Annotated in this window: 12 protein-coding genes; 7 read left to right on the top strand and 5 right to left on the bottom strand. The window is 70.6% G+C overall.

Annotated features, from left to right (window positions below):
- Positions 1-120 precede the first annotated feature (120 nt).
- The 6 genes from VA596_RS00895 (at position 121) to VA596_RS00870 (ending at position 7,124) form a co-directional block, all read left to right on the top strand.
- Entirely contained in the window at positions 121-1,497 is a 1,377-nt protein-coding gene (locus VA596_RS00895; RefSeq protein WP_410171860.1) for an ABC transporter substrate-binding protein, read from the top strand.
- Positions 1,497-2,450, top strand: a complete 954-nt coding sequence (locus VA596_RS00890) for a carbohydrate ABC transporter permease (protein WP_323322564.1) — start codon at positions 1,497-1,499, stop codon at positions 2,448-2,450. The genes VA596_RS00895 and VA596_RS00890 overlap by 1 nt, the downstream gene beginning before the upstream one ends.
- A 10-nt stretch (positions 2,451-2,460) precedes the next feature.
- On the top strand, positions 2,461-3,384 hold the full coding sequence (locus tag VA596_RS00885) for a carbohydrate ABC transporter permease (protein WP_323322562.1): 924 nt from the start codon (positions 2,461-2,463) through the stop codon (positions 3,382-3,384).
- 6 nt (positions 3,385-3,390) lie between these two features.
- A complete protein-coding gene (locus VA596_RS00880) occupies positions 3,391-4,440 on the top strand; it encodes an ABC transporter ATP-binding protein (protein ID WP_323322560.1) in 1,050 nt (349 codons plus the stop codon).
- Positions 4,437-6,236 (top strand): DUF5107 domain-containing protein, encoded by a 1,800-nt coding sequence (locus tag VA596_RS00875; RefSeq protein ID WP_323322558.1) that lies wholly within the window; start codon positions 4,437-4,439, stop codon positions 6,234-6,236. The genes VA596_RS00880 and VA596_RS00875 overlap by 4 nt, the downstream gene beginning before the upstream one ends.
- Before the next feature lie 102 nt (positions 6,237-6,338).
- Positions 6,339-7,124 carry a DeoR/GlpR family DNA-binding transcription regulator gene (locus tag VA596_RS00870; protein ID WP_323322556.1) on the top strand — a complete coding sequence of 262 codons (786 nt, stop codon included), beginning with the start codon at positions 6,339-6,341 and terminating at the stop codon, positions 7,122-7,124.
- Here VA596_RS00870 and VA596_RS00865 read toward each other — a convergent pair.
- The 4 genes from VA596_RS00865 to VA596_RS00850 form a co-directional block, all read right to left on the bottom strand.
- Positions 7,121-7,963 carry an SGNH/GDSL hydrolase family protein gene (locus VA596_RS00865; RefSeq protein WP_323322555.1) on the bottom strand — a complete coding sequence of 281 codons (843 nt, stop codon included), beginning with the start codon at positions 7,961-7,963 and terminating at the stop codon, positions 7,121-7,123. The two genes, VA596_RS00870 and VA596_RS00865, sit on opposite strands and share 4 nt — an antisense overlap.
- Before the next feature lie 72 nt (positions 7,964-8,035).
- Positions 8,036-9,532, bottom strand: a complete 1,497-nt coding sequence (locus VA596_RS00860) for an alpha/beta hydrolase (RefSeq protein WP_323322553.1) — start codon at positions 9,530-9,532, stop codon at positions 8,036-8,038.
- A gap of 81 nt (positions 9,533-9,613) precedes the next feature.
- Positions 9,614-11,023, bottom strand: coding sequence for a DHA2 family efflux MFS transporter permease subunit (locus VA596_RS00855; RefSeq protein ID WP_323322551.1), 1,410 nt, complete (start codon positions 11,021-11,023; stop codon positions 9,614-9,616).
- Between the two features lie 121 nt (positions 11,024-11,144).
- Complete coding sequence (locus VA596_RS00850; protein WP_323322549.1) at positions 11,145-12,140, bottom strand: LacI family DNA-binding transcriptional regulator; 996 nt, start codon at positions 12,138-12,140, stop codon at positions 11,145-11,147.
- A 95-nt stretch (positions 12,141-12,235) separates the two neighbouring features.
- Here VA596_RS00850 and VA596_RS00845 point away from each other — a divergent pair, with 95 nt between their 5' ends.
- Positions 12,236-13,726, top strand: coding sequence for an FGGY-family carbohydrate kinase (locus VA596_RS00845; RefSeq protein WP_323322547.1), 1,491 nt, complete (start codon positions 12,236-12,238; stop codon positions 13,724-13,726).
- A 32-nt stretch (positions 13,727-13,758) separates the two neighbouring features.
- Here the strand turns inward: VA596_RS00845 and VA596_RS00840 are convergent, their stop codons facing one another.
- Positions 13,759-14,088: a hypothetical protein gene (locus VA596_RS00840; RefSeq protein WP_323322545.1), complete on the bottom strand. Its 330-nt coding sequence runs from the start codon at positions 14,086-14,088 to the stop codon at positions 13,759-13,761.
- Positions 14,089-14,341: the final 253 nt, after the last annotated feature.

Here is a 14,341-nt window from a genome sequence, read left to right as displayed (position 1 = left end):
AGCAGATTTTGTTCCATTGAGTGTTGACAGATGCGTGAAACCTAACAAAACTGCGCAGCAACGCGCAGAAGTTGCGTGAAACTCGAGCTCTGGTGGTGGCGGATGCGGCGAAGCAAGGTCATGGCGTGTGCGGTGGGGGCCTCTCTCCTGCTGGCCGGCTGCGGCGGGGGCGCGGACACGGACAGCGGCACCGGTGAGAACGCGCTGCCCGGCGTCGACCAGTACCTCAACGCGCCCTGCCCGGAGGCGGCGGTCAAACCCGCCACGGACAAGGAATTCACCTACTGGGCGATGTGGACGGCCGACGAGCCGCAGGGCAAGGTCCTGCAGAAGGCCTTCAAGTGCTTCCAGGAGAAGACCGGCGTCAAGGTCAACGTGCAGTGGCTGGGGCGCAAGGCCTACACGCAGAACCTGGTGCCCGCGCTGAACACCGACGCGGTGCCGGACCTGTTCGACCAGGACGTCAGCAAGGTCGGTGCGGCGATCATGACGCCGGGCGGCACGCAGAGCGTCGACGACGTCTTCGCGATGAAGGTCGGCGAGGGTGACAAGACCGTCAAGGACGTGCTTTCGCCCAGCTCGTACGACTTCCCGCAGAACAAGGACCACGAGGGCCACAACTTCATGGTCCCCTACACCGTCCAGTCGAGCGCCTGGTGGTTCAACAAGGACGCCGCCGGTGACGTCCAGCAGCCGAAGACGATGGACGACCTGACTGCGCTCTTCGACAAGGCGAAGGCCGACGGCAAGGCCGCGATCAGCCAGGACGGCGACATCCCGTTCTACAACATGTACTTCTTCACCCAGCTCGCCGAGCGGTACGTCGGCTCGGGCGGGCTGAACAAGGCGGCGTCCGACAAGACCGGGCAGCTGTGGAAGACCGACCCCGGCTTCCTCAAGGCCGCCACCGAAACCGCGAAGCTGCCGAAGTACTTCATCGACGGCTGGGACGCGGCGAAGTTCCCGCAGGTGCAGCAGCGCTGGGCGGACGGCGACTCGCGGTACCTCTACGTCGGCACCTGGGCGCCGAGCGAGACGCGCGAGTACCTCGACAAGCAGGGCGCCGGGACGAAGATCAACTACGGCTCGTTCCAGTTCCCGATGCCGGCCGGCGCCACGCACGACACCGTCGAGCAGATGTCGATCGGCTTCGCCGTCACCAAGAAGGCCAAGCACGCCGAGGCGGCCAAGGCGTTCATCGCCTACTTCCTCAACAAGGACATCCTGTCCGGCATCCCGGCGGTGGCCGACAACCTGGTGCCGCGCGCCGACCTCGCCGTGCCGGACGACCTCAAGCAGGTCAAGGCCGCGATGGACGACACGAAGAAGGAGCACGTCCTGCAGTACGACGGGATCGACGGCATCGCCGGCGGCAAGTGGCAGACCGACGTCTTCGACCCGGCCGACACCTCGCTGCTCAAGGGCGAGCTGAACCCGCAGCAGTTCGTCGACCAGCTCGCCGCCAAGGGCGCCGACTTCTGGAAGAACCAGAGCTGATGGCCACGGTCACGACGACGGCGGCGCGGGCCCGGGGGACCCGCGCCGCCGGGGCCGCGCACCTGCGCCGCAAGAAGCGGCTGTTCTGGCCGTTCGCAGCCCCGGCTTTGGTGCTGTACCTGGCGTTCCTCGTGCTGCCGACGCTCGCGACCGTCGTACTGAGCTTCACGAGCTGGGCCGGCGCGGGGGACACCCCGAAGCCCAACGGCGTCACCAACTACACGCAGATGTGGGCGAGCGACTCGTTCCAGTACGCCTTCCGCAACACGCTGGTGTACGTCTTCCTCGGCGGCATCGGCACGTTCGCGCTGGCCTTCCTGTTCACCATGGTGCTGCGGGACATGCGCGGCGGCAAGGTCGTGCGAGCCATCCTGTTCTTCCCGAACATCGTCGCGCCGGTGGCGCTCGGCATGTTCCTCGGGTTCGTGTTCAAGTACCAGCCCGGCAAGCAGGGCCTGGCGAACTACGTGCTGGAGCACATCGGCGCGGACGCGGCGAAGTTCCTGGCGCCGGCCAACGTGACCGGCGTCGTGACGGCGTCGCTGATCTGGGCCAGCTCGGGTTTCTACATCACCATCCTGATGGCCGCGGTCGACCGGATCCCGCCGTACCTCTACGAGGACGCCGAGCTGGGCGGCGCGTCGCCGTGGCAGAAGTTCCGCAACATCACGCTGCCGATGACCTGGGACGTCGTCGGCGTCGCCGGTGTCCTGTGGACGATCAACGCGCTGAAGATCTTCGAGCTGGTGTTCGTGCTGGCCGGGCCGGGCACGTACGCCCCGCCGAACCAGGCGTGGACGCTCGGGATCTACGTGTTCGACCGCACTTTCGGCTCGAACGGCACGCCGGACTTCGGTGCCGCGTGCGCCTGCGCGGTGGCGATGATCGCGCTCGTGTCGATTCTCGTTGTCCTGCTGCGCCGGTTGATGCGCCGTGATGCGATCCAGTTCTGAGGGAGACCCGATGACCGTCACCGACGCGCCGGCGCGCGTGGTTGCCAAACCGCCGCGCAAGGTGCCGCGCAAGCCGCGCCCGGCGCCCGGCTCGCGGAAGCTGAGCCCGTTGCGGCTGCTGGGTTCCGTGATCGTCTGGGCGTTCACCGCGGGCAACGTGCTGGTGCTGTACTGGCTGCTCACGGCGTCGTTCAAGACGCCGGTGGAGATCTTCACCAAGCCGTTCGCCCTGCCGTACCAGTGGTTCCACGTCGGCAAGCCGTTCCGGAACTTCATCTACGCCTGGAACAACGCCGGGTTCGGCGACGCCGTGCTGACGACGGTCGTGCTGGTCGGGTTGGCAACGGTCGCGACGGTCGCCGTGTCCGCCCCCTGCGCGTACGCGCTGACCCGGCTGGGTGTGCGCGGGTCCGGGCCGATGACGAACGTCGTCGCGATCGGCATGGGCGTCCCGTTCCAGACGGTGATCATCCCGCTGTTCGTGACCATGAGCAAAGCCCACCTGGACAACGAGTACGGCCTGTTCCTGCTGTACGTCGCGTTGTCCATCCCGTTCACGGTGTTCCTGCTGACCGGGTTCTTCCGCTCGCTGCCGGACGAACTGGAGGAAGCGGCCTCTTTGGACGGTGCCTCGCCGACGCGGACGTTCTTCTCGGTCATGCTGCCGCTCGCGCGCGGCGGCCTGATCACGGCGTTGACGCTGAACGCCATCGGCCTGTGGAACGAGACGCTGCTGGCGATCGTGTTCCTCAAGGACCAGGCCCACTTCACGCTCTCGCGGGCGCTGTTCACCTTCTACGGCGCCGCGAGCTACCAGTCGGAGTACGGCGGCCTGATCGCCGGCGTGGCGATCGTCGTGCTCCCGATGCTCGTGCTCTACCTCGTGCTCGCCCGCCGGATCATCACCGGCCTGACGCTCGGCGCCGGAAAGTAGGACCTGATGGCCACCGTGAGTTTCCAGGACACGACCCGGTTCTACGCCGGGGTCGAGCGGCCCGCCGTCGACGGGCTCGACCTCGAGGTCGCCGACGGCGAGTTCCTCGTGCTGGTCGGGCCGTCCGGCTGCGGCAAGTCGACCACGCTGCGGATGCTGGCCGGGCTGGAGGGCGTCGACGACGGGTCCATCCACATCGGACAGCGTGACGTCACCGAGCTGCCGCCGAAGGACCGCGACATCGCGATGGTGTTCCAGAACTACGCGCTCTACCCGCACATGTCGGTCGGCGAGAACATCGGCTTCCACCTGAAGCTGGCCAAGATGCCGAAGGCCGAACGCGAACGCCGGGTGCAGGAGGCCGCTGCGGTACTGGATTTGACCGAGTACCTCGACCGCAAGCCCGCGAAGCTCTCCGGTGGACAGCGCCAGCGCGTCGCGATGGGCCGGGCGATCGTGCGCGAGCCGAGTGTGTTCTTGATGGACGAACCACTGTCCAACCTGGACGCCAAGCTGCGGGTGCAGACGCGCACGCAGATCGCGTCGCTGCAACGGCGTCTCGGCATCACCACGCTGTACGTCACGCACGACCAGGTCGAGGCGATGACGATGGGCGACCGGGTCGCGGTGCTGCGCGATGGGCTGTTGCAGCAGGTCGACACCCCGATCGGGCTGTTCGCGCGGCCGGTGAACGTGTTCGTCGCCGGGTTCATCGGCTCGCCCGCGATGAACCTGCTGGAGACCACTGTGGACGCCGAGGGCGCGCTCGGCGTCCCGCTGACCCCGGCGCAGCGCTCGGCGCTGACCGGTCCGGGCATCGTCGTCGGCGTCCGGCCGGAGGGCTGGACGATCGGGGAGGGCGGGTTCGACGCGATCGTCGAGGTCGTCGAGGAGCTGGGCAGCGACCAGTACCTCTATTGCCGGGACGGCGACCGGGTGTTGACGGTCCGCACCCCGGGTATGGCGCCGTGGCAGCGCGGCCAGACGATCTCCTTGTCCCCGCAGGTCGGCTCGGTCCACCTGTTCGACGCGGCCACCGGTGACCGGCTGCCATGACACGCCTGTACCGCACCACGCTGGTCCTGCCCGCGGCCGAGCTGGGGCCGGAGAACCCGCTGCCGCCGTTGGTCAAGCCGGAGGCCGTCGCGTCGGTGTCCAATGTGGACGAGCTGCCGCCGGACCTGGCGGCCGGACTGGCGTACGGGCGGCTCGACCACGTGCTGCCGTGCCGTCTTCAAGACGGGTATTCGCGTTCGCGTACCGAGCGGGAGTTGCCCGCGCTGGTGCTGGAGAACGACCGGGTGCGGGCGACGATCCTGCCGACCCTCGGCGGACGGCTGTACTCGCTGGTCCACAACGGACGTGAGCTGCTCTACCGCAACCCGGTGTTCCAGCCGGCGAACCTGGCGCTGCGGGACGCGTGGTTCGCCGGCGGTGTCGAGTGGAACCTGGGCAGCACCGGGCACACGACGCTGACGTGCGCGCCGATGTTCGCCGCTTCCGTCGAAGGGCCGGACGGGACGCCGGTGCTGCGGCTGTGGGAGTGGGAGCGCACCCGCGACCTGCCGTACCAGCTCGACTTCTGGCTGCCGGAGGACTCCGACTTCCTGCTGGTGGGCGTGCGGATCCGAAACCCGCACCCGCACGACGTCCCGGTGTACTGGTGGTCGAACATCGCGGTACCGCAGACGCCGGACACGCGCGTGCTCGCGCCCGCGTCGCAGGCATGGCACTACGGCTACTCCGGGCGGCTGGACCTGGTCGACGTCCCGGGTGCGCTGACCTACCCGGCGCGGGCCGAGTCCGCGGCCGACTACTTCTTCGAGTGCTCGAAGCCGTGGATCGCCGCGGTCGACGGCGCTGGGCGCGGCCTGCTGCAGACGTCGACCGAGCGGCTGCGCGGCCGGAAACTGTTCCTGTGGGGCGAGTCCGCGGGCGGGCGTCGCTGGCAGGAGTGGCTGGCGCCGGGGGCCGGCGGCTACCTGGAGATCCAGGCCGGGCTGGCCCGCACGCAGCTGGAGCACCTGCGGCTGCCGGCGGGCGAGTCGTGGGACTGGCTGGAGGCGTACGGCCCGATCTCGGCCGACCCCGCGGTGATCCACGGCGACGACTGGCAGGCCGCGACCGGCGCCGTCGTCGCGCCGGTGCTGGCCGGGTACCACAACGAGTGGCGGAAGATCCTCGACGTCGAGCCGGAGTCGCTGCTGGCCACGGGGTCCGGCTGGGGTGCGCTGGAGGCGCGCCGGATGCCGACGTGCCTGCCGGGCACGCCGTTTCCTTCGGAGTCGCTCGGGCCGGAGCAGGAGCCGTGGCTGTCCTTGCTGGACGGCGTCCCGCCGGACGGCGACCCTGCGAGCGTTCCGCCGTCGACGCTGGTCAACCGCTACTGGGCCGACCTGCTGGAGCACACGCCGGACAACTGGCTGACCTGGTACCACCGCGGTGTCGCGCGCTGGGCGGCCGGACGTCACGACGCGGCCCGGGAGGCGTGGACGGCCTCGGTGGCGGCGGCCGAGAACGCCTGGGCACTGCGGTGTCTCGCGGTGGTGGCGGACGATCCGGCCGAGCTGTACGAGCGGGCGGTGAAACTGGCACCGGACTTGGAGCCGCTGCTGGTGGAGGCCGTCGCCGCCGGGTGCACGCCGGAGCTGCCCGCGGAACCGGCGGGACGGCTGGCGCTGCTGGCCGCTCAGGCCCGGCTCGCCGCGGGGGACGTTTCCGGTGCGCGGGCCGTGTTCGACGCCGGGTTCGAGGTGGCGAACATCCGCGAAGGCGAGACGTCGTTGTCCGACACCTGGGCGGCGCTGTCGTCCGACCCGCTGCCGGAGCGCTATGACTTCCGGATGAAGTAGGCGGCGCGCCGCGCACGGGCACCGGTGATTGTGCAGCATAATGCTCGAAACGGTGGTCAACAGCGCACCTCTTTGTGCACAGGAAGCTAGGGAGTACCGCCGATGGCCCGGCACGAACGGCTGAGCACCCTGCTGGACATGCTGGGGCAGCGGGAAAAGATCGACGTCGAAGACGTGGCCGGGGAGCTGAACGTCTCCGCGGCGACGATCCGGCGAGACCTCGACCATCTGGCGGAGCAGCAGCTGCTCACGCGGACGCGGGGTGGCGCGGTCGCGAACGACCTCGCCTACGACCTGCCGCTGCGCTACAAGACGGCCCGGCACGTCCCGGAGAAGCAGCGGATCAGCGCCGCCGCGGCCGCGTTCGCCGCGAAGGGCATGGTGGTCGGGCTCAACGGCGGCACGACGACGGCCGGCGTCGCGCGGGCCCTGACGATGCGCTCGGACCTGTCCGGCCGCGGTGACGCGCCGGGCATCACGGTGGTGACGAACGCGCTGAACATCGCGCACGAGCTGGCGGTCCGCCCGAACGTCAAGATCGTGGTGACGGGCGGGGTCGCCCGGCCGCAGTCGTTCGAGCTCAGCGGGCCGCTGGCCACGAGGGTGCTCAGCGAGCTGACGATCGACCTGCTGTTCCTGGGCGTCGACGCGTTCGACCCGGAGTCCGGCGCGTTCGCGCACCACGAGGGCGAGGCGAGCATCAACCGCCTGATGGTGGAACGCGCCGAACGCGTGGTGGCGGTGGCGGACGGCTCGAAGCTGGGACGCAGGGCATTCGCCCGCATCTGCGAGACGACGCAGGTCCACGCACTGGTAACGGACACGGAGGCGAACCCGGAAGCGGTCCGCGCCTTCGAAGCGGCGGGCGTAGAGGTGCAGACCGTCTAGCGGGCCAAGGCGAGAGCCGCTGTCAGGACTCGGTGGCCGGCCGCCGTCGGGTGGACGTCGCAGCCTCCGGTCGGCAGCTTGATCAGCAGGCCCGCCGCGCACGGGTCGCCGCCTGTGCGGAGGGACGCCAGGCGGAAGGCCGTGAAGCCGTCGGCGATCTTTCCGTGGTAGCGGCGGGTCACCTGCGTCAGGGCCGCGTTGATCGCCTGCACCTGCTTGACCTGCACCGGGTCGCGGTAGTCCAGCGAGTAGTACGACACGAGCACGACGTCGCCGCGGTAGCGTGCGCGCACCGCGCCGAGGATCGCCGCGACGTTGTGGCTCACCTGGTTGAGCGCCGCCTGGAAGTCCGGGCCGGTGCACTGGTCCGGCGTGGTCGCCTGGCAGACGAACAGGTCGTTGGCGCCGATGTTCAGCGTCACCAGCTTGGTGTCGCCGTGGGTGCGCAGGTACCGCGTGGCGTAGTCGAGCTGGGTGCCCGCGTACGTCACGTGCAGCGGGAACGTCGTCCGGTAGCCGACCGGGGAACCGACTGAGTTCTCGCAGCCGTTGCTCTGCGCGCCGGCCTTCAGGAAACTCCCGGTCGTCTCGCCGGGACACGACGCGTTCGCGAGCCGCAGTCCGCGCAGGGACGCGTAGTTCTCCGCGTAGCCGCGGAAGTTCGCCGCGTTCAGGTAGTCCGAAGGCGGTGTCACGGCGCCCGGCCGGTAGCCGAACGCCACCGAGTCACCGAGCGCGAGGTAACCACCGTGACGGCTTCCGGCGTCCGCGGGCGCCGTGGCCAGCCCGGTCAGCGTGACCGCTATCGCCGCACTCGCGAGGAAAGTCCTGAACCGCATGACGGTCTCCCTTCCCCGCGACACTGCGAGGCCGGAACCGATTGTGCCGGTCCCGGCCCCGCAACGGAAGCGTCAGAAACCGATCGCCGCCGGCGCCTTCGGCCCGGCGATCCGGGCTTGGGGCGCGTCCGGCTCCACCGCGGCGCAGTGCGTGCCCCGGGCGGGGAGCTTGCCGGAGATCAGGTAGTCGTCGGTCGCCTTGGTGACGCAGTCGCTCTTCTTGAAGTACGCGCCGTGGCCCCAGCCGTCGTAGGTGAGCAGGGTGTTGCCGCTCTGCCGGGCCACGGTCTGCGACCACGCGTACGGCGTCGCCGGGTCGTACCTGCTGCTCAGCACCAGCAACGGCGGTGCGCCGTGCACCTGCAGCGGGTGCTGCGGGTTGCTCGCCTTCTCCGGCCAGCCGATGCAGCCGGTCACCGCCTGCCAGCCCAGCGAGTTGACCTTGACGTCCGGGGCGAACGCCGCCACCGCGCGCCGGTAGGTCTCGAGCTCGGCGTAGTTGTGCACCGGCAGGCGCCAGTCGTCGCAGAACACGCTCTGGAACACCGTGTTGACCGGCGTCTCGTCCCGCAGCTTCGCCGACGCGGCCGCCGGCGTGCCGTCCGCGAAGGACTTCAGCGTCTTCGCGAGCTGGTCCCAGCTCGGGCCGTAGAACGAACCCTGGAAGATCGACGCGAGGGTCAGCGGCGTGATCGCCTCGCCGCCCTGCGGTTCCTTCAGCTCCCCGCGCGCGGCCTTGTCCTGCAGGGCCCGCGTCACCTTCGAGACGTCCTGGCCGTGCAACGCGCAGGCCGGCGTCCGGCCGCACCACGCGGCGAACTCGCCGAACTCCGCCTGCACGGACTTGGTTTCGCTGAGCAGGAAGTCCCACGCGCCCTGCTGCGAGTGGTCCATGTTGCTGTCCAGCACGAGCGCGCGGACCTTGTCCGGGAACAGCTCGGCGTACTGCTGGCCCATCAGCGTGCCGTACGAAACGCCGTAGTAGGTCAGCTTCTTCTCACCGAGCGCGGCGCGGATCGCGTCCATGTCGCGCGCGACCGTCTTGGTGTCGGCGAAGCTCGCGAGCGGCCCGGTGAGCCGGGAGCAGCTCTCGCCGACCTTCCGGTTGTACTGCGCGAGCTGCTCGAACTCGGCCTGGTTCGCCGGCACCAGCGGGTGGTCGGCGATGACCTCGTCGAGGCCGCACTTGATCTGCGTGCTGTCGCCGACGCCGCGCGGGTCGAAGCCCACGGTGTCGAACCGCTTCGTGACGTCGGCCGAGAGTCCCCAGCCGGCCTTGACCTCGCCCGTGCCGGAGCCGCCGGGACCGCCCGGGTCCATCAGGACCGCGCCGATCCTGGCCTGCGGATCGGTGGCCTTGCGCCGGGAGAGCGCCACGCTCGTGGTGCCCTTGTCCGGGTGGCCGTAGTCGATCGGCACGGTGACCGTGCCGCAGTCGACGCCGGGCGCGTCGGCGCACGGTTTCCAGTCGATCGTCCCCGCGGCCGACGCCGGCGCCGCGGCCAGCAGGCTTCCCGTGACCGCGGTGACCGCCGCGGCTGTCCAAAGCCGCTTTCCTACCCCCAGCATAACCAGCCTTCCGTTACCGACAGTGGTTGATCGGCTCCAGGAAATCACCAATCGGCTGATCGCGCCAGGTTCCCAGGTGGGTCACGTCGTGGTGTCCACTGTGGATGATCGTTCCGCCCGCCGGAGCCACGCCGTGGCGAAGGTGCCGAGAACGCAGAGCGCGCCCAGGACGCCGAACGCCCAGCCGAACCCGGTTGCCGGGCCGACGGTGAGCCCGCGCGAAAGCACGATGACGCACAGCGCCCCGCCGACCGCGCCACCGACGCGCAGCACGATGTTGACCAGCGCCGTCGCGTGGCCCAGCTCGCTCGCGCCGACCGACGCGTACGCCACCGTCGACGCGGGCAGGATCGACAGGCCCAGTCCGGCGCCGCGGACCACCAGCAACGCCTGGATCAGCCACATCGGCGTCTCCGGGCCGAGCCAGGGCATCGGCACCGTGCTCGCCAGCACCACCAGCGACCCGGTGAGCGCGACCGTGCCGCCGCCGTACCGGTCGGCCAGCCGTCCGGCGACCAGCACGAACACCGTGGTGGCCAAGCCCATCGGCGCGAGCAGCACACCGGCTTCGGCCGGGCCGGCGCAGAGGCGGACCTGGAACCACAGGGGGAGCAGCAGGACCGCGCCGAACATCCCGGCGCCCGCGAGCAGCACCGACGCCAGCGCCGCGCCCATGACCGGCCGCGAAGCCAGCCTCAGCCGCAGCACCGGGTGCGGCGCGCGCAGCGACCACCACGTGAACACTGCGAGTGCGACGGCGCCGGTCACCGCCAGCACGACGTTCAGCGGGCCGGCGGACCCGGGCGTGCCGAGTTCGGTGAGCGCGTAGACGACCAGCGGCAGGCCGAGCGACACGAGGATCAGCCCGGGCCAGTCCATCGGCGGCGGCTGCCGCCGGTCGCCGCGCGGCACGAACCGCAGCGCGAGCCCGAACGCGACCAGCCCGATCGGCAGGTTGAGCCAGAACAGCACCGGCCACGAGAAGTGCGCGAGCAGGAAGCCGCCGACGCTCGGCCCGATCACCGGCGCGAGCCCGACCACCAGGCCCAGCGTGCCCATGGTCCGCCCGAGCCGCTCCGGCCCGACGGCCAGCCCGATCACCGTCTGCCCGGCCGTGACCATGACGCCGGCGGCCATGCCCTGCACCGCACGCACCCCGATCAGCGTGGCCGCGTCGGGCGCGAGCGCGCACGCCGCCGACGTCAGGAGGAACGCGGCGAGGGCGCCGAGCCACAGCCGTCCCGCGCCGAACCTCCGGACGAGCCACGGGGTCAGCGGCAGGGCGGCGGAGAGCCCGAGCAGGTACGCGGTGGCGACCCACTGGATCTCGACGAGCCCGACCCCCAGGCTCAGCCGCAGGGATTCCAGCCCGACGGCGACGATCGAGCCGTCCATGTTGCCGAGGAATCCGCCGAGCGCCATGACCCCGGAGGCGATCCAGACGGCACGGGGAATCGGCGGCAGCGTGGCCCGCTCACGGAGATCACTCATGGAGCGACGGTAAAAGCTCAAGAAAGGTCGAAGTCAACCTCGGCTGCCCGGCTTCTCGATGCACCCAATGTGGCGTTCGGTGCGTTGGACGCACCCAACGCCACATTGGGGCGCTTCGGGGTCAGCGGGTCGAGCTGCCGCGGACGATGAGCTGCGCGGCCAGCGTCGTCGTGGTCGTCGCGTGGGTGCGGCCGGGGCCGACGCGGTCCAGCAGGAGCCGCGCCGCGAGCTGGCCCATCGCGTGCGCCGGCTGGGCGACCACCGTCAGGGCCGGCGAAATCAGCGTCGCCCACGGGGCGTCGTCGAACGAGACGATGCCGACGTCGCGCCCGGAACCCCGGCCCAGTTCGGCCATCGCCTGCAGCGCGCCGACCGACATCGTGCTGCTGGAAACCAAGAGCGCGTCCGGCGGATCCGCCTTCGTCAGAAGCTGTTTCGCCGCTTCGTATCCGCCGGTTTCGCGGAATTCGCAGCGGCGCACCAGATCCGCGGAGTATTCCCGGCCCGCCTCGTGCAGGGCGTCGCGGTAGCCGTCGAGGCGGTCGTCCGCGGTGGTGATGCCCGGCGGGCCCGCGATGCAGGCGATCCGCTCGTAGCCGCCGTCGATCAGGTGCCGCACGGCGTCGCGGGCCGCGACGCGGGAGTCGACGAGCACGGCGTCGCAGTCCGCCGAATCGAGGCGCCGGTCGACCGTGACGATCGGCGTGCCGTGGGCGAGCAGGGGACGGACGTCGCTTTCGCCGGTGGTCGGCGACATGATCACGCCCGCCCGCCGTTCCCGCGCCGCGACCTCGACGTACCGGAGTTCCTTCGCGGTGTTCTCGTCGGAGTTGCACAGCATCACCGAGAACCCGGCGGCCTGCGCGGTGTCCTCGACACCGCGCGCGATCGCCGTGAAGAACGGGTTTTCGACGTCGGAGATGATCAGCGCCAGCACGGCCGTCTCGCGGCGGCGCAGGCTGCGCGCCAGCCCGTTCGGCGTGTAACCGAGCTGCGCCACGGCGCCGGCCACCCGCTCGGCCAGCACCGGGTCCACAGTGGACTTGCCGTTCAGCGCCCGGGAAACGGTCGCGGTGGAGACGCCGGCCAGGGCCGCCACGTCGGAGATCGTCGCCACGCGCGTCCTCGTTCACCTGAGTTTGACAGTGCTCCTGGCACACCATAGCTTGGTGGTAATCGATTTCCGGCACAAGTGGTCCTGCGGAGGGGCGGATGACGGGGCTGCTGCTGGGGGTGGACATCGGCACGGCCGGCTCGAAGGGCGTGCTGGTGGACGCCGACGGCGCCGTGATCGCCCGGTCCGTCCGTGAGCACGGTGTCTCGACCCCGCGCCCCGGCTGGGTGGAGCACGACGCCGAAACGGTCTGGTGGGCCGACTTCACCGCCATCGTCGCGGACCTGCTGCGCGCCGCCAGCGGCCAGGCGCTGGCCGGGCTCGGGGTCAGCGGCATCGGCCCGTGCCTGCTGCCCGCGGACGAGCACGGCGACCCGCTGCGCCCGGCCATCCTCTACGGCGTCGACACCCGGGCGAGTGCCGAAATCGCTTCGCTGAACGAAGAGTTCGGCGCCGACGCGATCCTGGCGCGCGGCGGTTCGCCGCTGACCAGCCAGGCCGTCGGGCCCAAGGTGCGGTGGCTGGCCCGGCACGAGCCGGACGTCTACGCCCGCACGAGGAAGCTCCTGATGGCGAGCTCGTTCCTGGTGCACCGGCTCACCGGCCGGTACGTCCTGGACCACCACTCGGCGAGCCAGTGCACGCCGCTGTACGACCTCGTAGCCGGCGAGTGGGCGAGGGACTGGGCCGAGCGCGTCGCGCCCGGGCTCGCGCTGCCGGATTTGCTGTGGCCGAACGAGATCGCGGGTGAGGTCACCGAGGCTGCGGCGTCGCTGACCGGCCTGCCTCGCGGCCTGCCGGTCACCGCCGGGACTGTCGACGCCTGGGCGGAGGCCACCAGCGTCGGCGTCCGCGAGCCGGGTGACGTGATGGTCATGTACGGCAGCACGATGTTCCTCGTCCAGGTGCTCGCCGAACCGCGCCCGCACCCCGGCCTGTGGGGCACCCGCGGGGTCGTCCCGGGCAGCTTCACGCTGGCCGCGGGGATGGCGACGTCCGGCGCGGTTACCGACTGGCTGCGCCGACTCGTGGGTGGCGATTACGCGGACCTGGTCGCCGAGGCCGCGGACGTTCCGGCGGGCAGCCGCGGGCTCCTGCTGCTGCCGTACTTCGCCGGCGAACGGACGCCGTTGTTCGACCCGGACGCGCGGGGCGTGCTCGCCGGGCTGACGACCACGCACGGCCGCGCCGAGATCTACCGCGCGGCGCTCGAGGGCATCGCTTACGGCGTCCGGCACAACCTGGAGGCGATGGCCGCCGCGGGTGGGGCGGCCGGGCGGCTGGTCGCGGTCGGCGGCGGCACCCGGGGTGGTCTGTGGACGCGGATCGTCTCCGACGTCACCGGCCTGCCCCAGCAGATCCCCGCCGAAACGATCGGCGCCTGCCTGGGCGACGCGCTCTTGGCGGCGGAGGCCACGGGCGCCGGGATCGACCCGGCCCGCGCCAACCCGATCGCGACAACGGTGACACCGGACCCGGCCAATGTCACGCGGTACGAGGCGTTCTACGGGCACTACCGGTCGTTGTACGAGGCGACGGCGAAGACGGCGCACTTCCTGGCCGCCCAGCAGCACGAGGCGGCCGGGTAGCTCGCGGTGTCAACGTTGTCGGCGGGCAGTCGTCACTCAGGTGGTGGTAAGCGGCGTGCGGCGGCGCCGTGCCAACGTTGTCGGCCGACGCGACCGCGGTAGTCCTCCAGAGCGGCCACCGACTCGGTGACCTGCTCGAAGGACGGCAGCGCGCGCACGTTCGCGACCAGCGTCATGTCCTTGCGCGGGATTTCGACGAAGCACACGTCGACTCCGGAGCGTGACGCCCTCGCGGCCACTTCGGCCTGCCACGTCGGCAGATCGCCGTCGTCGCCCAGCCACTCGTGCAGGTACACGCACCACTTGCCGCGCAACAGCTCGTCGGCGATCGCGTCCTGTGCCACCAAGTACGGCTCTGTCACTCGGTCGGACACTGCTTGTCCTGGTTGAACCACGGCATGACATCCCTCCTGCACCCGACGGCGACCCGACCGCCGGTAAGCGCTCTCTCTACGGTCACCTCCCCGATCCCGTCGAGCAGCACGAGCCCCGATGGCCGATCCCCGGCCTTCGGTGGCCTGTCAACTTACAGCGGAAAGTGTTTGACAGCAAGCACTTCACGAGTTGCTGACAACTTTCGCGCATCGGCGTCGTGCGGATGCACGTGCTGCTGCA

Origin of the sequence: Amycolatopsis heterodermiae, from assembly GCF_034929455.1 — a bacterium.
GTDB classification, from domain to species: Bacteria; Actinomycetota; Actinomycetes; order Mycobacteriales; family Pseudonocardiaceae; genus Amycolatopsis; species Amycolatopsis heterodermiae.
This window is presented reverse-complemented; position numbering and strand designations above follow the sequence as displayed.